The organism is Flavobacterium sp. CF136 (assembly GCF_000282055.1).
Taxonomy (GTDB): domain Bacteria; phylum Bacteroidota; class Bacteroidia; order Flavobacteriales; family Flavobacteriaceae; genus Flavobacterium.
Map to the genome: position 1 here is coordinate 1 of NZ_AKJZ01000022.1, position 23,886 is coordinate 23,886.

The 23,886-nt window shown below is 33.1% G+C and carries 15 protein-coding genes; 2 read left to right on the forward strand and 13 right to left on the reverse strand.

Annotated features, from left to right (window positions below; all coding sequences use genetic code 11):
• Positions 1 to 51: 51 nt before the first annotated feature.
• From PMI10_RS09360 to gdhA, 11 genes are all read right to left on the reverse strand, one after another.
• The gene (locus PMI10_RS09360) at positions 52 to 1,524 is read right to left on the reverse strand and encodes an OmpA family protein (protein ID WP_007807061.1); all 1,473 of its coding nucleotides are present in this window, start codon (positions 1,522 to 1,524) and stop codon (positions 52 to 54) included.
• A 112-nt stretch (positions 1,525 to 1,636) separates the two neighbouring features.
• The gene (kbl, locus tag PMI10_RS09365; protein WP_007807063.1) at positions 1,637 to 2,830 is read right to left on the reverse strand and encodes a glycine C-acetyltransferase; all 1,194 of its coding nucleotides are present in this window, start codon (positions 2,828 to 2,830) and stop codon (positions 1,637 to 1,639) included.
• Between the two features lie 73 nt (positions 2,831 to 2,903).
• Entirely contained in the window at positions 2,904 to 6,062 is a 3,159-nt protein-coding gene (locus PMI10_RS09370; protein WP_007807065.1) for a UvrD-helicase domain-containing protein, read from the reverse strand.
• Positions 6,063 to 6,148: 86 nt separating this feature from the next.
• On the reverse strand, positions 6,149 to 6,745 hold the full coding sequence (locus tag PMI10_RS09375) for a lipoprotein signal peptidase (protein ID WP_007807068.1): 597 nt from the start codon (positions 6,743 to 6,745) through the stop codon (positions 6,149 to 6,151).
• Positions 6,746 to 6,832: 87 nt separating this feature from the next.
• Positions 6,833 to 7,213, reverse strand: a complete 381-nt coding sequence (locus PMI10_RS09380; protein WP_007807070.1) for a TraR/DksA family transcriptional regulator — start codon at positions 7,211 to 7,213, stop codon at positions 6,833 to 6,835.
• 8 nt (positions 7,214 to 7,221) lie between these two features.
• Complete coding sequence (gene ileS / locus PMI10_RS09385; protein WP_007807072.1) at positions 7,222 to 10,623, reverse strand: isoleucine--tRNA ligase; 3,402 nt, start codon at positions 10,621 to 10,623, stop codon at positions 7,222 to 7,224.
• A 238-nt stretch (positions 10,624 to 10,861) separates the two neighbouring features.
• Complete coding sequence (locus tag PMI10_RS09390; protein ID WP_007807074.1) at positions 10,862 to 12,781, reverse strand: hypothetical protein; 1,920 nt, start codon at positions 12,779 to 12,781, stop codon at positions 10,862 to 10,864.
• Between the two features lie 54 nt (positions 12,782 to 12,835).
• The gene (locus tag PMI10_RS09395) at positions 12,836 to 14,728 is read right to left on the reverse strand and encodes an outer membrane protein assembly factor BamB family protein (RefSeq protein ID WP_007807078.1); all 1,893 of its coding nucleotides are present in this window, start codon (positions 14,726 to 14,728) and stop codon (positions 12,836 to 12,838) included.
• Between the two features lie 129 nt (positions 14,729 to 14,857).
• Positions 14,858 to 15,571: a DNA repair protein RecO gene (gene recO, locus PMI10_RS09400; protein WP_007807080.1), complete on the reverse strand. Its 714-nt coding sequence runs from the start codon at positions 15,569 to 15,571 to the stop codon at positions 14,858 to 14,860.
• 62 nt (positions 15,572 to 15,633) lie between these two features.
• Entirely contained in the window at positions 15,634 to 17,916 is a 2,283-nt protein-coding gene (locus PMI10_RS09405; protein ID WP_007807081.1) for a type IX secretion system anionic LPS delivery protein PorZ, read from the reverse strand.
• A gap of 212 nt (positions 17,917 to 18,128) precedes the next feature.
• Positions 18,129 to 19,472: an NADP-specific glutamate dehydrogenase gene (gdhA, locus tag PMI10_RS09410; protein WP_035631645.1), complete on the reverse strand. Its 1,344-nt coding sequence runs from the start codon at positions 19,470 to 19,472 to the stop codon at positions 18,129 to 18,131.
• 326 nt (positions 19,473 to 19,798) lie between these two features.
• Between gdhA and PMI10_RS09415 the strand changes: the two genes are divergently transcribed.
• The gene (locus PMI10_RS09415) at positions 19,799 to 20,581 is read left to right on the forward strand and encodes a THC0290_0291 family protein (protein WP_007807084.1); all 783 of its coding nucleotides are present in this window, start codon (positions 19,799 to 19,801) and stop codon (positions 20,579 to 20,581) included.
• Between the two features lie 59 nt (positions 20,582 to 20,640).
• Here the strand turns inward: PMI10_RS09415 and PMI10_RS09420 are convergent, their stop codons facing one another.
• A complete protein-coding gene (locus PMI10_RS09420; protein WP_007807086.1) occupies positions 20,641 to 21,783 on the reverse strand; it encodes a cystathionine gamma-synthase in 1,143 nt (380 codons plus the stop codon).
• 105 nt (positions 21,784 to 21,888) lie between these two features.
• On the opposite strand from PMI10_RS09420, the gene PMI10_RS09425 reads away from it, so the two are divergent.
• Positions 21,889 to 22,632 carry a DUF3298 and DUF4163 domain-containing protein gene (locus PMI10_RS09425; protein WP_007807087.1) on the forward strand — a complete coding sequence of 248 codons (744 nt, stop codon included), beginning with the start codon at positions 21,889 to 21,891 and terminating at the stop codon, positions 22,630 to 22,632.
• A 64-nt stretch (positions 22,633 to 22,696) separates the two neighbouring features.
• Here the strand turns inward: PMI10_RS09425 and PMI10_RS09430 are convergent, their stop codons facing one another.
• A complete protein-coding gene (locus tag PMI10_RS09430; protein ID WP_007807089.1) occupies positions 22,697 to 23,848 on the reverse strand; it encodes an ATP-binding protein in 1,152 nt (383 codons plus the stop codon).
• Positions 23,849 to 23,886 lie beyond the last annotated feature (38 nt).

Here is a 23,886-nt window from a genome sequence, read left to right on the forward strand (position 1 = left end):
TTGGGGCATGTTCATTAAGAATGGCTTTTTAAAATTATTTAGAAAAGTAAATTATAGTTTACCTTCATATTTAGAACCAATGTGTTTGATTTCAGTTCTTCTGTTTTGAGCTTTACCTGCAGGAGTTTTGTTACTTGCAACTGGTTGAGACTCACCAAAACCTTTAGAAACTAAGTTATCAACGCTAATTCCTCTTTCGATTAAAGCATTCATAACAGCAGCTGCTCTATCTTCAGAAAGTTTTTGATTCAATTTATCAGAACCATCGCTATCTGTGTGCCCTTCGATACTGAATTTAGCATTTGGATAGTTAATAAGAATTTGTTTGATAGCATCTAATCTAGCTAAAGTTTCTTGATCTCCTGTTTTGAAAGTAGCTTTACCTGAGTTAAAGTATACTGCTCTTGCTTGAACTTTAAGTTCTTCTAAAGCTTCACTAGTAACTTCTGGACAACCTCTGTTACTAGCAGGACCAGCAACTGTAGGACAATCATCATCTTTATCAAGAACACCATCTTTATCAGCGTCTACGAAAGGACAACCACCATTTTCTCTAGGGCCAGCAACTGTAGGACATTTGTCATCTTTATCAGCGATACCATCACCGTCAGCATCTGGACAACCGTTTAATGCAGCTAAACCAGCAACATCTGGACATGCATCACTAGCGTCAGCAACTCCGTCTCCGTCAGTATCAGGACAACCATTTAATGCAGCTAAACCAAATACATCTGGACAAGCATCACTAGCATCAACAATTCCGTCTCCATCAGTATCAGGACAACCATTGAATTGTTTCAAACCAGCAACATCCGGACATGCATCATCTTTATCATAAATCCCATCACCGTCAGTATCTTTACCTCCAAATTTGAAAACAAGACCAGCAGTATGTTGGAAATGAGAAGGAGCATCTGGAACACCAGCAGCATCTTGTCTACCATCATCACCTGCACCAACAGCCCATTTATATCTTGTAGCAAGTTCAAGACCAATAGCATCAGTAAACCAGAAAGTAATTCCAGCACCTGGATTTACTGTTCCATAACTACTATCACCAAAGAAAGTATAACCACCACCAACAGATAACGAAGGATCGATTATTTTAGATTTAATTAATTCCTGGAAGCTATATTTAATAGTAGCATCAATTCCATAATACATCAAATCACCAGGGTTAGAAACTACATTTCCTCTTGAGTCAGCGTCTGGATTAGTCGGATCAAAAGTAACATATTTATCAATTTTGTTTACAGAACCTTGTAAACCAACAGAAAAACCACTACCTACATATCTAGACACACCAATGTAAGATAAAGAAGGAAGGATATTCCAATTGTCTTTTACAGCGAAAGGCTGAGAAAAGTGTTGATCAAAAAATCCATTTCCACCACCAGCACTAGTTCTAGTGTCAACGGCATTAACTCCAAAAGAGATCGCCCATGGATTGTTACTGTCTTGTGCGTGAGAGCTTAAACCCATCACCATCATCACAGCAACTAAAAGTTTGTTAAGATGTTTCATACTTATTTTATTTAATTACAATTTAGTTAATTACAGACAAAAGTAACACCTAATTTTTTAAATACAAAATGTAATGTTAAAAAAAACCTACAAAAATGGAATTAAATGGTAATTATATAACTTTTAACATTTGTCCAACAGATATAAAAGCCCTAATAGCCTTATCTAAATGTTCTCTGGAATGTGCTGCAGATAACTGAACTCTAATTCGTGCTTTTTCTTTAGGAACAACAGGAAAAAAGAACCCAATAACATAGATTCCCTTCTTTAAGAGCTCATTAGCCATTGTTTGTGACAATTTTGCATCATATAACATTACCGGAACAATTGCAGAATCTCCATCAATTATATCAAAACCTGCCTTTTTTATCCCTTCTTTAAAATAATTAGTATTCCATTCTAATTTATCTCTTAATGTAGTATCTTTTTCTAAAAGCTCAAACACCTTAATAGAAGCCCCAACAATCGCCGGCGCTAAAGAATTTGAAAACAAATAGGGTCTTGAACGCTGACGCAGCAATTCTATAATTTCTTTTTTAGCCGTTGTATAACCTCCCATGGCACCACCTAGAGCCTTACCAAGCGTTCCAGTTATAATATCAACTCTTCCCATAACTCCTTTTGCTTCAAGCGTACCTTTACCGGTTGCCCCAATAAATCCGGCTGCATGACATTCATCAACCATAACCATTGCATCATATTTGTCAGCCAAATCGCAAATTTTATCCAAGGGAGCAACAAGGCCATCCATTGAAAAAACACCATCAGTAACAATTAATTTAAAACGTGCCCCTGCCTTATTAGCCATAATTAATTGCTGCTCCAAATCTTCCATGTTACTGTTTTCATAACGATAGCGAGCGGCTTTACACAAACGAACTCCATCTATTATAGAAGCATGATTTAAACTATCAGAAATAATTGCATCATTTTCTCCTAACAATGGCTCAAAAACACCTCCATTTGCATCAAAAGCTGCTGCATATAAAATAGTATCTTCCGTACCATAAAAATTAGCAATCTTTTTTTCTAATGTCTTATGAATATCCTGTGTACCACAAATAAAACGCACTGAAGACATTCCGAAACCATGAGTATCCATAGCATCTTTTGCTGCCTGCACTACTTCAGGATGCGAAGAAAGCCCTAAATAATTATTAGCACAGAAATTCAAAACTTTTTCACCCGTAGAAATAGTTATTTCTGCGTCTTGTGCAGAAGTTATAATACGCTCTTTTTTAAAAATTCCATTTTCTTCAATAGTCTGCAACTCACTTTGCAAATACTCTTTTATTTTACCGTACATCTTTATTTATTTAATATGTTAAAAATTAACAACTTATACTAATTTTTAAATTTTTAACGACTGACTAATTTTTTCACAAATTTACTACATCGATTTCCGTTCCTATGTACACCAAAGCTCTTTTTAACACTTTGTATCCTAAATCCTCAATTGCATATTGATATTCCTGAATTTGCTGTATATATTTAGGATTTCTGGCTCCGGTTTTATAATCAAGCAAATAAGCTTCTTTGCCTTCAGTCAAAACAATTCGGTCCGGTTTTAAAATTTTCCCTTGCTTTTGAACTATTGTCTGCTCATTTAAAATAATATTTTTACCCTCAAAACAAACATCTATTTCCGGGTGATTTACTATTTCCTGAAGCGTCTTGAAAACAATTTCTTTTTGCCCATAAGTAATTAATCCGTTTTCTATTGCTTTTTCTATCGCCAAATGAATATCTGATTTATCTTTTACAAATGCCAGAATTTCATGAATTACGTTTCCATACGAAATTGCTTCCTGCTGATTTGTTCCCCACATTAAAGCTTCGCGCTGAGCAATTTTAATATTCTTGGGATTTAAAACTTCAGTAACTATGGGAATTGTTTTTACCAAATCCAATGTTTTGTCAAGTGGAGAGAGTTTCGTTTTGTTTCCAAATTCATATTCTAACTTTTCCAAATCGTACACACCTTTTTCTACTAAATATTTAATAAAAAAAGAAGCCATATTATTTGGAAACCCTCCATCCTTTTTCTCCTTTACAGCTTGAGAAATAATATATAATTGTTCCTCAGCACGTGTTAAGGCAACATACAAAACATTAATATTATCAAGTAATTCTTCTTGTTTTTTCAAATTAAAAACTGCCGAAGCACTTTCACCAAAATTTTCAACAGCACTACTGTTATCAATTAAAGCTCTCGGCACATCCAGATTTGTATCTTCAGTATCCAGCCATAATTTATCTTTCGGCTTCCTATTATAATCTTCTTCCGCAAAAGGCATAATAACAATAGGAAATTCAAGACCTTTCGATTTATGAATTGTCATAATCCGAACTGCATTATTCCCTTCCGGAGACGGGATACTGAATTTCTCAGCGTTTTTATTCCAAAAACTCAGGAAATCAGCAATTCCAGCCTGATTACGAATATCTCTTTCCAATACAATATCCAAAAAAAATTGTACATAAGCATTTCCTTCAGAGGGAAGAACAAATTTAGATATGATAATTTCAACAGCTTCGTATAACGATTTTTTTCTAATATTCTCGAAAGAAAGTGAAACATCAAAAGTTAAAAGCCATTTTTCAAAATCACTTTCGAACTTCTGAGCCATGCCCTTCGAAATAAAATCGTGAATTGGCATTCCAACTTCTTTATTAACTGCCAAAAAATGCAGAAAATTTGCTTTTGCTTCTAAATCGGCATTATTATTCAGGTATTTCAACAAGTGAATTATCAAACGGACTTCTGTCGCATTTTGAATCATTAAGGTTTCAGATGACAAAAGGGGAATATTTTGTTCCGTTAAATAATTTGCAACAGCAATTCCCTGGTCTCTTTTTCGGGTTAATACAACAATATCCTTATATTCAAAACCCTGACGAACTACACTCTGAATAGTATTTAAGGTTGCCAGAACATATAAATCTGACTTCTCCACTGCTTCATCATCATCAGCAAAATCATCTTTTTCAATTATTGGAAGAAAAGAAATATTAACGTATCCGCCTTTTTTGGAATTTGTATTTTGAAAGCTGTGATTTTCATATAAATCCTTATAGTCTTCATTAGAAAATTCGGTTGAAATCAACTTAAAAAAAGCATTATTAAAATCAATGACTTCGCTATAACTCCTGTAATTTGTATTTAAATGTTTTATTTCTTTATCGGGATTATTAAACGGATTTACATCTTTACTTAATTCAATAAATTGCTCTGCTTTTCCACCCCTCCAACGATAAATGGACTGTTTTGGATCTCCTACAATCATTAAAGTTCCTTTATTCCCCAAATCATCCAACCCCGAGAGTGAATTGTCGATCAACGGAATTAGGTTTTGCCATTGCATTTCTGAAGTATCCTGGAATTCATCAATAAAAAAATGTCGATAGCGTTCCCCTAAACGTTCATATATAAAAGGAGCTGGCTGGTTTTGAATTTCACGGTGAATAATCGCATTGAATTCTGAAATTGACAGAATATTTTGTTCGGATTGGATTTTTGCCAATTCATTACTAACTGTATTTAGCAAGGAAAGTGGTGTTATATTTTTCAGGAATGCTTTATAAAAATCTCTTTTTTCGAAATTTTTATACACCTTGTTTAATATTTGAAGCAATTCCGGAATAAGATTTTCAATTAATGCTTTATCCTTAGCTGTTTTGTTAATCGCTATATCTTCAAATTCATGAAAAGTTTTATTTTTTGGATTGAATTTACCATTACGGATGCTTTCTAAATGATTCGGAAAAGTACCCCGGGAAAAAGATTTTGAATCAATCCCGTTTTTATCAATCAAAGAACATGCTTCAATCGCAAACTGTTCATTTTCGGATTCTAATTCTTTACACAGAACAAGCATTTTCTTTTTAATCTCCACAAATTCTTCAATCGATTTGTCGTGAAAATGCAAAATCTCATTTCGATTGTTTTCATTCAGCACTAATCTGCCTGTTTCCAAAATTTCCCGCGAAACATCCCAACTTTTATCATCGTCGGTTTTTTCCATTGTAAAATCGATCAGCAATTTCGTCAATGTTTCATCCTGCCCTGCTTGTGCAATAATTGCATCGACAGCTTCTATCAATAAATTTTCAGTATCTAAAGTCACCTCAAAAGTCATAGGCAGATTCAAATCATGTGCAAAAGCACGAATCACCTTATGCGTAAATTTATCAATGGTAGAAATATCAAAAGCAGCATAATTATGAATAAGATGCTTGATGATATTTTGAGATTTTGTTTTGATTTTGATTATAGAAAGTCCCGTTTCCCGAGATAAATCTTCCATTAAATCTATTGCTTTGGAAGAAGGTTCCTCTTTCGTGAACTCAGACAAACTCCCAACAATACGGCTTTTCATTTCATGAACCGCTTTATTGGTAAATGTTATAGCAAGAATGTTACGATAGGCATCATTTTTAGGTGAGGAAAGAATAATTTTCAAATACTCCCTCACCAAAGTATAGGTCTTTCCAGAACCTGCAGAGGCATCATAAATAGAAAAAGACGTGCTTTGCATGAAGTTTGATTTTGTATGGTAAAAATAGCACTTCTAAAGCACACTATTAATTACAAAACCAAAAAATTATATTATACAAACAAAGTCTAATGTTTTGGAAAGGCTCTTTTATTAAAAACAAGCAAAATACCCACACCAGTAGAAATAGCTATATCGGCAACATTAAAAATAGCATTAAAAAATTCAAATTCTTTCCCTCCAAAAAATGGTATCCAGCCAGGTAAATTCCCTTTCCAGATAGGAAAATAAAACATGTCCACAACCAAACCATGAAACCATGTTCCGTAAGGCTGAGGAGAAAAAAGAGTTGCTAAATTATTATAACTGCCATCAAAAATAACTCCGTAGAAAACAGAATCCAGAATATTACCTGTGGCACCTGCAAAAATAAGTGCGATTGCAACAACCAAATAAGCGGAAGTGTTCTTTTTTACAGAATCATACAACCAATAACCTATTCCGAAAACGGCAAAAATCCTAAAACCCGTCAGAATTAATTTCCCGTATTCTCCCGGAATTTTAGTTCCCCATGCCATTCCTTCATTTTCAATAAAATGTATTCTGAACCAGCTGGAAACATGAAACTCTTCTCCTAAAATAAAGTTAGTTTTTACGTAGATTTTTGAAACCTGATCAATTAATAATATAATAAATATAAGGAGATACGCTTTTCTTAATGACATTTTATGAATTTTAATGTGGCAAAAGTAAGAATTAAATCAAAAAAAACGCTCCAAATGGAGCGTTAATTCTTTTGTAATTTCAGGTGTTTATCTTTGCAAGTTTTTAGCCTCGATACTCATTGTAGCGTGAGGAACAATTTTCAGTCTTTCTTTACCGATTAATTTACCGGTAACTTTACAAATACCGTATGTTTTATTTTCTACACGGAATAATGCGTTTTTAAGATCACGGATAAATTTTTCCTGTCTGATAGCTAACTGTGAGTTTGCTTCTTTTGACATCGTTTCGCTTCCTTCTTCAAAAGCTTTGAAAGTTGGAGAAGTATCGTCTGTCCCGTTATTTAAATCGTTCATGTAAGCACTTTTTATTAAATCCAGATCGGCTTGTGCTTTTTGTATTTTATTTTGAATTATTTCTTTGAACTCTGCCAAATCAGCGTCTGAGTATCTTGTAATTTCATCTATCATTATATCTATTATTTTGAAATTAATATCGTTGTTTTAATATCATCAAACTCAATTTCTGTGCCGTTTTCTAAAGCGTCAGTAAAAACCAAATTATCTGTTAATGTCTCAGACTTAATATAGTCTTCATTTTTTAAAATGGCTTCTTCTAAAAGACCACTTCTTTTAATTTGCACTTTAATCTTATCAGTAACCTCAAATCCGGAATCTTTACGGATATTCTGAATTCTGTTTACTAATTCTCTCGCAATACCTTCTTTTTTCAAATCATCGGTAATTGTAATATCAAGCGCAACTGTTATTCCGTTTGAATTTGCAACCAGCCATCCTTCTATATCTTGCGATGTTATTTCAACATCTTCTAGTGATAAAGTTACATTATTTCCAGCAATAACAATATCTAACATCCCCTGCTTATCTAATTTATTGATTTGATCTGCAGAAAAACTTTGTATTTCCTTAGAAATCAGACCCATATCTTTTCCAAAACGTGGTCCTAAAGCTTTAAAATTAGGCTTGATCTGCTTTACCAAAATACCCGATGCATCATCTAAAAGCATTATTTCTTTCACATTTACCTCCGCTTTTACAAGCTCGGAAATAGCTTCAATTTCTGCACGTTGATTTTCGTCAAGCACCGGAATCATTACCTTTTGCAAAGGTTGTCGCACTTTAATCATTTCCTTTTTACGAAGAGATAATACCAACGATGAGATCGTTTGCGCCTTCTGCATTTTGCTCTCTAACGTTTTATTAACAAAGTTTTCGACAAATTTTGGAAACTCAGCCAAGTGAACACTGGCATATTTCTCAGATTCTGTAGAAATTGTCAAATCGCGGTACAATTTATCCATGAAAAAAGGAGCGATTGGAGCACTCAATTTACTTATAGTCAGTAAACAAGTGTAAAGCGTTTGATAAGCTGCAATTTTATCGTGGGCATATTCGCCTTTCCAAAATCTACGACGGCATAAACGAACGTACCAGTTACTTAAATTTTCCTGAACGAAGTCAGAAATAGCCCTAGCAGCTTTTGTTGGCTCGTAATCTTCATAACATTCATCAACAAATTTTATTAATGTATGCAATTCAGAGATAATCCACTGATCGATTTCCGGTCTTTCGTTTAACGGAATTTCTGCTTCAGCATATTTAAATCCATCAATATTCGCATATAACGAAAAGAATGAATATGTGTTGTATAATGTTCCGAAGAATTTACGACGAACCTCAGCAATTCCCTCAAGATCAAACTTTAAGTTATCCCACGGATTTGCGTTTGAAATCATGTACCAACGTGTGGCATCAGGACCGTATTCTTTTATGGTTTCAAAAGGGTCTGTCGCATTTCCTAAACGTTTCGACATTTTTTGTCCGTTTTTATCCAAAACCAAACCATTCGAAACTACATTTTTATACGCTACCTTATCGAAAACCAAAGTTCCGATAGCATGTAAGGTATAAAACCATCCACGGGTCTGATCGACACCTTCTGCAATGAAATTCGCAGGGAAATCTTTATTCTCGTCAATTTTATCTTTATTCTCAAAAGGATAATGCCATTGGGCGTAAGGCATTGCCCCAGAATCAAACCAAACATCAATTAAATCGCTCTCACGTTTCATTGGCTGGCCTGAAGCCGAAACTAAGGTAATTTGATCCACTACATTTTTATGTAAATCGATTAAATCATAATTTGTTTCAGACATATTTCCGATTTCAAAACCTTTAAACGGGTTTTCTTTTTGAAAACCAGCTTCAATAGATTTTTCGATCGCATTGTACAATTCTTCAACAGAACCAATCAGAACTTCTTCTTTTTTGTCTTCAGTTCTCCAAATGGGCAACGGAATACCCCAATATCTAGAACGAGATAAGTTCCAGTCATTGGCATTTTTCAACCAATTCCCAAAACGTCCCTCACCAGTAGACTTAGGCTTCCAATTGATAGTTTCGTTCAGGTCGAACATTCTATCTTTTACATCGGTTACTTTAACGAACCAGGAGTCTAACGGATAATATAATAATGGTTCATCTGTTCTCCAACTGTGCGGATAACTGTGAACATATTTTTCAACCTTAAAGGCTTTATTTTCTTCTTTTAATCGAATAGCAATTTCAACATCAACAGAACGTTCCGGTGCCTGACCTTCATCATAATATTCGTTTTTAACATATTTACCGGCTAATTCACCCATGTGAGAAGTAAATTTTCCTTGTAAGTCAACTAAAGGAACTGCTGTACCATTTTCGTCTAAAACCAACATTGGCGGCACTTCTGGTTTTGCTTCTTTTGCAACTTTAGCATCATCAGCTCCAAAAGTTGGCGCAGTATGAACAACTCCTGTTCCGTCTTCTGTAGTAACAAAATCTCCGGCAATTACCCTAAATGCATTTTCGGCATTTTGATAAGGCAATACATATGGCAATAATTGCTCATAACGAATCCCTACCAAATCAGCACCTTTTGCTTCTGCTAAAATCTTATACGGAAGTTGTTTGTCTCCATTTTTCACTTTTTCGAAATTAGCTTCGTCTTCACTTGCAAAAAATCCTTTTCCGAATTGTTTTCCAACTAAATTCTTAGCCAAAACAACACTAATTGGCTCAAAAGTATATTGATTGAAAGTTTTTACTAAAACGTAATCTATTTTTGGCCCAACTGTCAAAGCTGTATTTGATGGTAATGTCCAGGGAGTAGTCGTCCATGCCAAAATGTGAATATCTCCAAAACCTTGCAAAAATGAAGGTAACGTTTCTGGTAAGGTTTTGAATTGCGCTACAATCGTAGTATCAGTAACGTCTCTGTAGGCTCCCGGCTGATTTACTTCGTGAGAAGACAATCCCGTTCCTGCTTTTGGAGAATAAGGCTGAATCGTGTATCCTTTATACAACAAACCTTTATCATAGATTTGTTTCAAAAGCCACCAAACAGACTCCATATATTTCGGTTTATAAGTTACATACGGATCTTCCATATCTACCCAATATCCCATTTTTTCGGTCAAATCATTCCATACGTCGGTATAACGCATTACGGTTTTTTTACACGCTTCGTTATATTCTTCGATAGAAATGGTTTTGCCAATATCTTCTTTTGTAATTCCAAGTTCTTTCTCGGTACCTAATTCTACAGGTAATCCGTGCGTATCCCAGCCGGCTTTTCTTTTAACCTGAAAACCTTTTTGAGTTTTATATCTGCAAAAAATATCCTTAATCGCACGTGCCATCACGTGGTGAATTCCCGGTAATCCGTTTGCTGAAGGCGGCCCTTCAAAAAACACATAAGGCTCTGCACCTTCGCGGGTAGTTACACTCTTTTCAAATATATTTTCTTTCTTCCAAAAATCAAGCACTTCTGACGCTACTGTTGGTAAGTCAAGTCCTTTGTATTCAGTAAATTTTGTACTCATTTTATCCTTTTCTTAATCGAGGTGCGAAAGTAAGGAATTTTGAGGAAAATAGATAAAAGATGATAGAAAAAAGAACAAAACACTACATTTTGTAATTGAAAGGAATACTTTTTAAATTTAGACAGTAACAAACAGGTCTAATTTCAAATAAAAAACTGATTATTTTTAGAATTAACCTTCAAACAGAGGCATTTACTAAAAACAATCAGTTTTGTTTTATTTTTTTAAATAAGCCGAATTATTTAAACCCTCCAAAATATACTTCTTTCATGAAAATTCTATTTCCAAAAACAGGATTTATCTCGATTTTCTCGCGTTGTTCCTGATAAATAGTTTCACCATTAAAATCTTCAATCTCATAATTGATTTTATATGGAATTTTCCCTGAATTTAATGCTGCAACCGGGCGATAATCTCCAAAAAGCTTTTTTTCGAAGAAACTCTTGTTTCCATTATCATATTCTGTTTTTTCAGTAGAAACGATATTGAAATTTTCTTTATCAATAAAAACGTGATAATCTGTTTTAGGAATTGTTCGATTACCTGTACTTAATGTTTTTTCAAAATAATTTAAATGATAACATTCTCTTCCTTCGTACATTTCATCTGGCAAAACTTCAAAATTATTCCACAAATCCAATCTTAAATCTGTAAGAAAGTTGATTAAATCTACATTTTTAGACAAATTACCAAAATCATACGTTGTGAGTTTTGCCCACTTTGCATTTACACCGCTTTCGCGATCATCATGACTCCATGCCTCGGCTCCGTTAACGATTTCATAATAGCTTTCAGGCATTTTTTTTCTAAGAAGATAATTGGAGTTCGTTGCCCATTTTTCTTCTGTTTGAGGAAAATTATTTCCTTCAATTTTAAGTTTCGAAAACAAATGTGCTTTTTCGACTTTCTTTAATGCTTCACTTCCGCCTAAGTTAGCGATTACTTTAGCCAGTAAACTAGCATTTAGCTGATAAGGTATCGAATCAAGCAGATTGAATCTTTGCATTTTTGCTTTCTCTATATTTGCCTCTCTTGTTGCTTTTTCAGTTTCCCATTCTGCCTCTTGCTGCGCTATTTTTTCAAAAAAAGCCAATCTCAATTCTTCTTTTTCTTCCGCAATTTTAACCCCCAATTTTTTAAGCTCAGCAAAACGGGGTGTATGGCTTCTTATTTTTTTATCTACAAAATTGGCTTTATTTACTCTATCAATAATTGTAGATCCTCTTGAATCTTGTTTGTCATTTTCAATAAGCAAATTAGCATATTGCAAGGCTTTTTCTTTATTTTCAAGTAAAAAATAAGTTTCAGCTAAATTGTTGGTTACAATAAAACGAATATCTTCATTTGCCGGAGAAGGCGGATATTTAACCAGCAAACTTTCTAAATACTGCAAATGCGGCGTTAGCAATTTCTCGTCTAAACCTTTCTCAAGAGTTACTTTCTCCATCTGAGCTGTAATTTCTGTCTCGAAAGCAAGCATTTGTGCGTATTCTGAATGCCCTTTAGAAGTTACAAATTCAAATTTTTCTTTTGATATATCAGTTGAATATCCAAATTTATAATTTATAAAATCCTGAATCCTGATTGCTGCATTATAAATAACATTATCAAACCCAAGTCCCACAGCACTATAATCTCCGCTATTAGTAGCTATTTTTATCTTTTTGTCATGTTCTGAGGCCGCCATTTTTACAGCAGCCAAACTATTCCCAACACTTACTGAATAGGATTCCGAACCTCCGAAATCTTTAGTCAATAAAATTTTATCTCCATATCTAACATCCAGTTTTACACTCGACAAATAGTTAGGACGCGCGCTATAAGTCCATCTATTTTCTTTCTTATTATATGAACTATCTATTTGGGTATCTATATATCTGGGTCTTGCGTAGGTTAAATAAAACTTAAGTTTACCGTTTACCGGATCTTTTATATATCCATCAATATTAAAAAAATGCTTTTTTAAATTCGTTTCTTCTTCTGTCAGCGCTTTATCCAATTGGTAAAAAGCAGTTTGAGTTAATGCATTATCAAGAAGCTGAAATTCAGGATATCTAATTACCGGAATTTTAAATTTCTTTGTTTTTGAATTTATTTTTTCCTGTGCCTGAATTGAGGTAATTACAAGCAGAACAATAAAGAGTAAAGTTTTTTTCATAGGCAAAAAAAAGCCATCAGAAGTAAATCCTGATGGCCTCTCTGTTATTTATTATTATTTCTTATTGAAAATCTGAATAGACTTGTCAGACACATAAAAAATGTTTTGTGTCGCAGGATCTATTTCATAAAGCGGTTTGTTGTTATTGAAAATAATTTTATCAACTTCAACTCCGTCAGCTTTACTTACTTTAACTAATATTTTTTCTCCTGTATCTGCTTTTGCAAAAATATAAGAGTAATCTCTGTTTTGTTTCATTGCATTAAAACGAGAATTAAACTTAGCCGCAACCAGATCTAAAGCTGCAGAACCTGCTGCCATATCTCTGGATTGTTTCATTTTTGATGAATTCTCTTCTCTAACAACAGCAGATCTCATGTTTCCGTTAGAATCACGGTATGTCATTGTTAACTCAGTACCTTGTACAGCACTTACTGCAGAACCAATTCCTAAACCAATAGATCCGGCAATTGCAGCACTTTTAATCAAACGCCTTGTTCCTTCACCTGGTTGTGTATATACGTGGTGGTATTTTACAGTTCCGTCTAAATTAACACCCATTACCTCAACAGGTCCTGAAAGAACAACTCCCCAAGGAAATAATTCGATGCTGTTTAATTCTTTCTCTTTTTTGATGTTTACTTTAGCAAACGGCTCTGGCTTATCGTTTATACTTGGATCAAATTTGTATAATTTTTCGTCATTATATACTAAATAAGAATTTGTTGCTTCGTCGTAAGTTGGTAAAACCGGACGATTTTTATCAAAATTAATATTACGTTTCCAAAGTTTAACTCCGGTTTTGTAGTCTACCATGTTTCCGTAAGTACCTGTAAGATACATCACTTTTTCACCAACTTTTCCTAAATAATAAATCGGGTCTTCTTTGTCATCAGAAATTTCAATGAATTTTTTCCAAAGTTTTTCTCCGTCTTTATTAATTAACATCATTTCATTTTCAGCTACGTACAAGAAATCCTGATCGATAGGAATAACTCTTTTCAAACCGTCTCCACGAGCATCTTTTTTCCAGATTTTTTCTCCTGTTTTTAAATCAAAAAAGTTAAAACCACTGTTGTGAGCCACTAATAATTTTGTTCCCCAATCTTCTAAATAAATAACCTGTTTTGTTTTGATAGATTCTTTCCAGATACTTTTTCCGTCATCTGTACTCAAAACATTTAAATATTGTTTGTTTGAAAATAAACCTGCAGCGTTCACTACAACAATATTTTTATCATTTTGTGTTTCATAGAACTTTGTATATTCTTCTGCTGCTTTCCAGTTTAATTTTCCAGTTTCTTTATCAAAAGAATATAAATTACCGTAAAGTAAATAGTAAACAGTATTTCCGTTAATCTTAGCTTTATTCGTATTAGCTGATAATTTCAAAGAAAAACTAATCATTGCTTTTGCTTTGTCAACAGTTGTAGTCCATTTAAGTTCTCCTGTTGTCATATCTAGTAAGGCGATGGCCATATCTCCTTCTTTTTTCAAAGTAAGAAGATATTCATTTGTTTCAGGAATAAAATCTGATTGAAATACAAAGAAAGATTCTTTAGAAGAATTGTAAACTACTTTACCTGTATCAGTATTGATAATTAAATATTTTGAATTGATATAAGCTTCAACATAAGGACTTCCCGAAACGGTTGTTAAATCTCTTTTCTCTTTGAACATGTTTCCAAAATCAGGATCTGTTAATATGTCTTTAGAAGTAATTGTTCCAAAATCTTCTTTAGTTAAAGTCCAGACAATTTTTTTTGTTTCAGGATCTAAACCTTTTATAGTTCCGCCTTCTTTAAAAACAATGACTCCTGTAATTTCGTTTTGTACTAAATCCTGCACACTGTTCTCAGTAGTAACGATTTCGTCATATTTCCTTTGAGAAATAGCAGAAGCACTGACTAATAAGAGTAAAATAATCGAAAAAGTAATTCTCTTCATAGTAATCTTTTTTTTAATTAATAAATTGTAAGTATTTGGGTTACATTTGTGAAGTCAAATCAAAGAATTAAATTTATTAGGTCCTTAATAAAAAATCACTCCGCAAATATATAAAAATAGGCTTCTATTTTAAGAAAATATTTCCCTCAAAACTTCCAGTGATTTTGGCTTTTTAAAACCATCCAAATGAAAACTATAATAGTCAATTAAGATCTTTAGCAATATTTGTCTTTCAATAACATGAAAAACTTTTTGAACATTATCAAATTTTAAATCAATCAGTTTTTTTAATAAATTGGTTTCATGTTCAGTCAACGAACCCAAACCATGGAAAAGTGTAAAAACACCATCATTCATTTCAAAAAATGGTAAATTGATTTCTGAAACATCCGGATAAAATCCTAAATATTTGGTAGTTTCTAAAAGTAGTATTAAGTGAAAATTAGAAATCTCATCATGATTATCCAACCAAGTCAGGGCAGTTTCGAGAAAAACAAAAAGAGATTCGTTTTTCTCTTCTTCCTGAATGGAATAATGGAGCATTTCGGACAGAAACATGACCATCGTACTTTTCACAAGATCAGTATGTATGCTTTGGAAAGGAACTGCTGTTTTTATTTCTTTGAAATTTTCCAGGGTTCCTTTATTTTTATGAACCGCTTCGATTTCTAGAATTGACAAGGGCTGAAAGTAAGCAATTTTTTGACTGGCTTTCCGATTAGAAAAAGCATCACGTACAAAGTAGGATTTCAGACCATTTGAAAGTGTAAAACATTTAACGATCAGGCTTTTTTCCTGAAATTTTAATGATGAAATTACAATTGCTTTAGTTTTGATCAGCAAAATTATATTGTTAGATTGTTAAACTTCTTACCGAATGTAATTTGAATATGAATAGCCAAAAACTAACGAATTATCATTACTTTTTTAACTTTCGTCTCACTTCCATCTTGTGCTGAAATGAAAATCATATATACGCCTGAAGCTACCTTATATTTACCGAAAGCGGTAGTATCCCATTCTATTGTCCCACCTTCTGATGTCGTTTCATAAACTAAATTCCCTTCTATATCAGCAATTTTTACATTAGCTTTATCAATCAATCCGGCAATTTTTACAGTTCCCGAATAAGCAGGGCGTACCGGATTTGGATAAACATATACATTGTTCAGATTTTCATTTGCTTCTGTAGCAGTTCCTTTAAAAGAAATCATTCCTTTATTGGTTGCAATAAAAACCTCCCCCGTAGTAGCATTAATTTTAATATCATTTATAATATTACTTGGAAGTGGCGAATTGTTTATAGTAAAATGATATTTTGTTTCCTGTCCATTTGATGAAACCATAAAAACTCCAGAATCAACAGTTCCAATCCATTTATTATTAGCTCCATCAACTACAATTGAAGTAATAAATTGCTCATATAATAATTCCTGTGCTAAATTATCTTCGATTATAATAATCGGATTCGTTTTTAGCTGCGTATCCGATTGAAAACTTCCGGTATTTGATAAAACACGAAGACCTTTTGTTGTCCCTATCCAGAGCTGGCTTTTAGTATCTATTGCCAGGGCTCTCACATCATAAATTGGTAAATTCCCTGTATCAGTTCCCATGGTTATTTTTTTATATGTATTTGATGCTTCATTAAAACCAATAACTCCATTCCTATTATTTGCTATCCATTTTGTATTATTTTTATCAATAACGATATCCGCATAACTGGTATTTTCAGCATCTTCAAGAATATTAACCATAGAATAACTTTGCCATTCTCCATTAGTTTTTAAAACTTTCAATCCGTTTTTAACCATTGTATTGGTTATCCAAAGATTTCCTGTTTTATCAAACGCAGTTCCGTTTATACGAACATCAATATAATTAGGTCCGAGAAATGTTAACGTTTCCAAGCCACTATTTTTCTCGTTATACAAAATAGACGGAATATCATTTTCAATTTTCAACAATCCGGAAAAAAAAGAACTGGCATAAACCTGATTTTCATTGTTTGGATTTACTATAATTCGAGTTATTGATTTAGCATCGAAAACTTCTGAGTACGGAATATTAAGCCATCCCGATGAGCTATATTTACTAATTCCATAACTATCTAAAGGATACGGATTGTAAGATGAATTATAATCCCCATAAACTACCCAGGTTTGATTTGAAGCCGCATCTATTGAAAAAATATTATTTCTTAAAGGTCCACTTGGTGTATTATTCTCAAAAACACCAGTATTTAACAGAGAAGAACTAAACAAACCATTTCCTTTGGTACCTATATAGATTACATCATCAATAGCCGTGGTACAAGTAAAGCTTAAGCTATTATCTAAAACCTGAGTATTACTAATTTGACGACTCAAAACCATTTTGTTATTATAAACAAAAACTGCACTTGGTGTTGTAATAAATAAATTATGATTCTTGGCCCGCATATCTATAGAAGATTGAGGAAGTTGAAAAAACCCAACAAAAACACTTGAATTATAACGATGAATATATCCAGCCGAATTAATCGCAATAAGTTCTGAATCTAAAGTTTCTATACTTGACCAATCACCTGTATTTACGACAGACCATTGATTATAATCAACCAAATTTACATTGGTAATGACTGCTTTTCTTATTCCGTTTGAAGTGGCGGCATAAATAAAACCGCTAAAGAAAGTAGTTTGTTTTACACTAATTTCGGCTCCGGCATCACCAATAAAATAAGTATCTCCAAATTGTGAAGTGGTTAAATTAAACTGAACAATTCCGAAATCACAGGAAACATAAATCAATCCATTATATTCCATAAAATGATTTATTTTTTTTAGATTAGACGGCAATTGCTTATTGATAATATCTACAACTTTCAACATACTGCCATCCTTTTCATTTATCACAATCATTAAACCATTTTCATATCCTACCAAAGTTTTTTTAGAGGCTTCACTATAATATATTGTGGATATTGTTTGTCCTGATAGCCCATCAACAGTTGTTGTAGTTTTGATAATGTTTGTAGTCGAATTTTTAGAAAACAGGGCATTTTCAGATGCAGCAAATACAGTATTTGAAGCTTCAGAGACATCTTTGATTTCGTTATATGAAAAATAGCCCTGCCAGGACAATTTATTTTGCGAAAAACTGTTTTGAAAAATTATTAAAAATAAAATGTATAAAAAACTTTTTTTCATTATTTAGAAGATTCAGATTCACAAATATAATACAAACGAAAGTATTTGAATTTTGTTCTGCAAAAAATTAAAGTTCTTTTCAAAATCTAAAATTTAAACTAAGCATTTAAAGAAACTATCATCTAAACTCCTGAATAAAAAACAAATAAAAATGCCTTCGATTCTATTCCAAAAAAGAATGAATGAAGGCATTTTTAAATTTATAGTAAAATTTACACTACTCCCTGAGCAAGCATAGCATCAGCTACTTTAACAAACCCTGCAATATTCGCTCCTTTTACATAATTAACATAACCATCTTTTCCCATACCGTATTTTTTACATTGATTATGAATCCCAACCATTATATCTTTTAATCTTAAATCTACTTCCTCACTTGTCCAATTTAAACGAATTGAATTTTGTGTCATTTCCAGACCTGATGCAGCAACACCACCTGCATTTGCAGCCTTCCCGGGTGCAAATAATACTTTATTATCTAAAAATAGTTTAATTGCATCTAATGTAGATGGCATATTTGCAGCCTCAGTCACACATAAGACGCCATTATCGATAAGCTTTTTAGCATCATCCCCATTTAATTCATTTTGAGTAGCACACGGAATAGCAATATCAACTTTTACTTCCCACGGACTTTTACCTTTATGAAAAACTGCTTTTGGATATTTCTTAAGATAGGCCTCAGCTCTGTTATCACCACTTGCTCTCATTTCAAGCATATGCTCAATTTTATCTCCTGAGATTCCTTCTTCATCATAAATATAACCATCAGGTCCGGAAATTGTAACTACCTTCCCTCCTAATTCATTTATTTTTAAAGCAACACCCCATGCAACATTTCCAAATCCGGAAATTGACACTATTTTTCCTTTAATTTCCTGTCCAATAGTGCGTAACATTTGATCCGTAAAATAAACCACTCCATATCCAGTGGCTTCAGGTCTTATTAACGAGCCTCCGTAAGCAATTCCTTTTCCGGTCAAAACACCGGTAAATTCATTTCTTATTCTTTTATACTGACCAAATAAATAACCAATTTCCCTTGCACCTACACCAATATCTCCTGCAGGAACATCTAAATCTGGTCCGATATGACGACACAATTCGGTCATAAATGATTGACAAAAACGCATTACCTCACCATCTGATTTACCTTCGGGATCAAAATCAGAACCTCCTTTTCCACCACCCATCGGAAGTGTTGTCAGGCTATTTTTAAAAACCTGTTCAAAAGCCAAAAATTTTAAAACTGATAAATTTACGGTATGATGAAATCTAATCCCTCCTTTATAAGGTCCAATTGCGGAGTTCATCTGAATCCTAAAACCTCTGTTTACAATAATTTCTCCCTTATCATCAACCCATGGAACTCTAAATATTATAGAGCGTTCCGGTTCAGCAATCCTAAGAAGTAAGTTTTTTCCATCGTATTTTTTTCGTTCTGCAATAAATGGAATTACTGTTTCTGCAAATTCTCTAACAGCCTGAAGAAACTCAGGTTCGTTTGGGTTTTTTGACTCCACAAGAGCCATAAATTCATTTATTTTTTGTTCCATCATTTTTTGAAATAATTATTTAAAACAAACCAATATTTGTTCCTATCAAACAAGGAAATACATCCAAGAAAACGTTTTCGTTATTCAAAACAAAGGTATATCAAAATCATAATTTAATGACGATTTTTATAACATTTTTATTCGAATTATATATTTTCCAAACAAAATTAAAATCTGCTTTCACAACTATTTCTTTCCAACAAAAAACCTTAATTATATTTATCATTTTAAGTATATTGGTACTTATTTTTTAATTAGAGAATTAATTATTTTAAATAGTCTATGTTTTTTATATATTTGTTCCATATTTGAAAGCACAAAAACTCATGTTCAAGCAGATAGCCCTTACATTTTTCGCCATATTAGGTATTACCACAACAACAAATGCACAGCTAGCTCATGAGATAGGTGTAATATTTGGTCCTGTTACTTTTCAGTCAGACTATGGTCAAAGACATGATTTTTCAACAAACGTAGGGAATGCCGGATTTGGAATCGGAGTAATTCATTATTTAAACTTTTCTTCCGGTTCTTATGGAGGTTATTTTAATGAACATTTTAAAATTCGTTCTGAAATTTCCTTTAACAAACTTAATTTTCAGCATTTTGGAAAATGGATAGAAGGAAAACCATCCGTCACTAAGGAAAAGCTCAAGGCCATGAGTGGCAAAACTACCTTACTTAATATAGGTTCTCAATTAGAATTTTCACCATTTATACCTATCCACGATTTCGAAAACCACGTCGGCAGTTTATACCCATATTTTACCCTTGGAGTTATGGCAAGTTATTATAACACCGAAGCCAATTCTTCACTCGGTCCTTTAGGATTAGTAAGCACAACTCCAGATAAATATCTTATCCCTTCAGATGGACATCAATATGGTTTTTCAACAGAAAGCGGCGTTACAATTTCAGCTCTTCTTGGGGTTGGAGTTCATTATAAATTAAATGAAATGAATGATTTAATCTTTGAAGTACGCTATCAGGCTTTCAACTCAGATTGGATTGACGGTTTAAATACTAATAGAGATCTTTACAAAGAAAACAAGTCAAATGATTCACAAGTTTGGTTTAATTTAGGATACTCACACTATTTAGAATTCTAAAATATTAAAATATCAATAAAGCAAAAACCCCAATTCTTACAAATTGGGGTTTTGCTTTTTTATGCTAATGCCTGTTCTAAATCAGCTATTAAATCTTCTGCATCTTCGATACCAACACTTAGTCTAACCAAATCATCCGTAATACCTACTTCCGCCCTTTTATCAGCCGGAATTGAAGCATGGGTCATCAAAGCAGGGTGATTTGCTAAAGATTCCACTCCTCCTAAAGATTCTGCAAGAGTAAATACTTTCAGCTTTTCTAAAAATGCAATTGAATCCTCTTTTTTTCCTGAAACAAAAGTAAAAGAAACCATTCCGCCAAAAGCCTTCATTTGTTTTTTGGCAATATCATGAAACGGATGGTTTTTTAATCCCGGATAATAAACCGTTTTTATCTTTGGATGTTTGGTTAAATATTCAACTACTTTTTCTCCATTTTCACAATGTCTTTGAACTCTGAGAGAAAGTGTTTTTATTCCTCTTAAAACCAAAAAACTATCCATAGGACCAAGTGTGGCTCCGGTTGCAAATTGTTGAAAATGCAATTGCTCTCCTAAGGCTTCATCATTTACAATTAATGCGCCGGCAATAACATCAGAGTGTCCTCCTAAATATTTTGTAGCCGAATGCATCACGATATCAGCACCTAAATCAAGTGGTTTTTGCAAATAGGGAGTTGCAAAAGTATTATCAACTGCCAGCCAAATTTTATGTTCTTTGGTAATTTTGGCAACTTCTTCAATATCTGCCAGTTTCATTAACGGATTCGTAGGAGTTTCAATCCAAACCAATTTTGTATTTTCGTTAATCAAAGACTTTAATTTTGTGATATCTGTCATATCAACAAAATGGAATTTAATTCCGGAATCTTTATAAATTCTTGTAAACATTCTGTAAGTTCCGCCATATAAATCATCCATGGCAATTACCTCGTCTCCAGCTTTAAATGCTCTCAAAATACAGTCTGTCGCAGCGAGACCCGATGAAAATGCCAAACCACGTGTTCCATTTTCGATACTTGCCAAAGCATTTTCTAATGCTGTACGGGTAGGATTTGATGCTCTGCTGTACTCATAATCACCCAAAGGCTGCCCTGGACTTGTCTGAATATAAGTTGAAGTTTGATAAACCGGAGGCATTACTGCTCCCGTAGTTGGATCATGATGTTGACCACCGTGTATTACTTTAGTATTGAATTTCATATAGTTACAGTTTTTAAATACTTGAATATTGTACAAATTTACCGTTTAATTTATTCTAATCCTGATGCAACTTCTTACCTTTGTATATAATTAACACTTTTAGATATGAAACAGCATATTTTTTTAGTCTTTTTGTTTTTGATATTCATTAGCTGTAACAAAGAGCTTTCATTTAAGAATGAAACATTTAAGAAAAAATCTGCCTTACCCTGCAAAACAGATTGTCCTCAAATTACAATCGATATTCCTGTAGCAAAAAATATTCCTGTAGTAGCAGACAGCATCAATAAAAAAATATTAAGCGTTTTAAAGGAAATTGTTTATTTTGGAGAAAGACCGTCTGAAGCAAAAGATTACAACAGTCTTGCTGCTTCTTTTATTACTTCATACGAAGAAATGCATAAAAAATTTCCAGGCGAAACATTTGGTTGGGAAGCAAAAATCAAAGGAAATGTCGAATACCAATCAGGTCAAATTTTAAACATTAAACTCGACCATTATACTTTTACAGGCGGTGCACACGGCTATCAGGGATTCCGTTCCTTACTATTCAATCCTAAAACAGGAAAAATCATTTTTAGTGATCAGCTTTTTAAAAACGAAAAAGAATTTAAGGCTTTCGCCGAAAAAGAATTCCGAAACAAATATAAAATTCCAGCCAAAGCAAATATAAACGTAACTGGTTTGATGTTCGAAAAAGACACCTTTCAATTGCCCCAAAATATTTTTTATACAGATGAAGGTCTTCTCTTATATTACAATTCATACGAAGCTGCTTCGTATGCCGACGGACCAAAAGAACTTTTATTTCCGTATGAGAAGATCAATAAATATTTGAAATTTAAATAGAAATAATTCAGCCAAAGTTATACACACTGCAGTGTACCTCTACAGAAAAACCTTAGAACCTTTGTTACTTTGAACCTTCCTGAAAATCATATTTCATTTTTCTCAAAATTCGTAATGCTTCTTTAAACGATAAATATACTTGCCCAAATGGTTTTAAAAGCAATTTGGCATCAATCAGTTTTTGCTTGGCATCATCAAAACCATTTAAATAACAAATCATAAAAGTTGAAGGAAGGTTTTCTAAATCTTTAGATTCACGGTTTGACAAAGGAAATCCTTTTTGCAATTTTTGAAGCAATGCTATATTCGAATTGTAAATATGAAACAACATTCGTTTATTGAATTCCGGAGGCTGAAAAAGCATTTCACGATCAATTTTATAATAGCCATTATCAAAAAAATGCAATGTTTGTTTTTCTAAAGGATAATAACTGGTTTTATCATTTAATCCTAGCGGAACATACTCTGTTATAGTAAAACTATCATCATCAAATACAATCGTAACCACATCCTGAGCCGAATAAAAAAGTTTGATCTGCTCATTGATTAATTCAATATCAACACGGGAAAGAAAGGTTTTATCTCTCGATTTTTTAGGTACACCAGCCCAGCAGATTACAAACAATTCTTTAAAAACACGATATTTAGGCGACATATCTTTATGTCTGAAATTCATAAAATCGAATACCCCGTCAAGTGTGTATTGAATACTGTTTCGGGAACTATTCTCGATGCCGATAACCGTTTCAGTATTCTGGTAATTTTTTTCGATTTCACCTTCGACCGGAACCGAATTACTGCCACGTCTTATAAAAACACTATTAGCCAGAATGGTATGGATTCCTTTTTTGAAATAGGATATTTTACTTTTGGGTTTAATGGTTACCAATCCAATCACCTTGTCTTTTGGAAGATTTGGAAAAGGTACATTTTCATATTGAATCTTAGGAGGATTTTCAAGAAAGGCATTTACCAGATTCTGAATTCGGCTATCATCAAAAAAATCATCTCCCACAATTTCATTGTCCTGATCTTCAACCCCAACAACGATATAAGAATTATTGGTTGGATTTGAATTGGATAAAGCACAAATATGTTTTAAGAACTTTCCTTTTCCTTCGCGAGAATGCAAATTTAACTGCCTTTTTTTATCATAAAAACTACTCTCATCATTATGTGCAAGCAGGTTTTTTATTAAAAGGCGTTTATTGATCATTTATTTTAGACTTCTTAGATTATTGGATTTTTAGATTT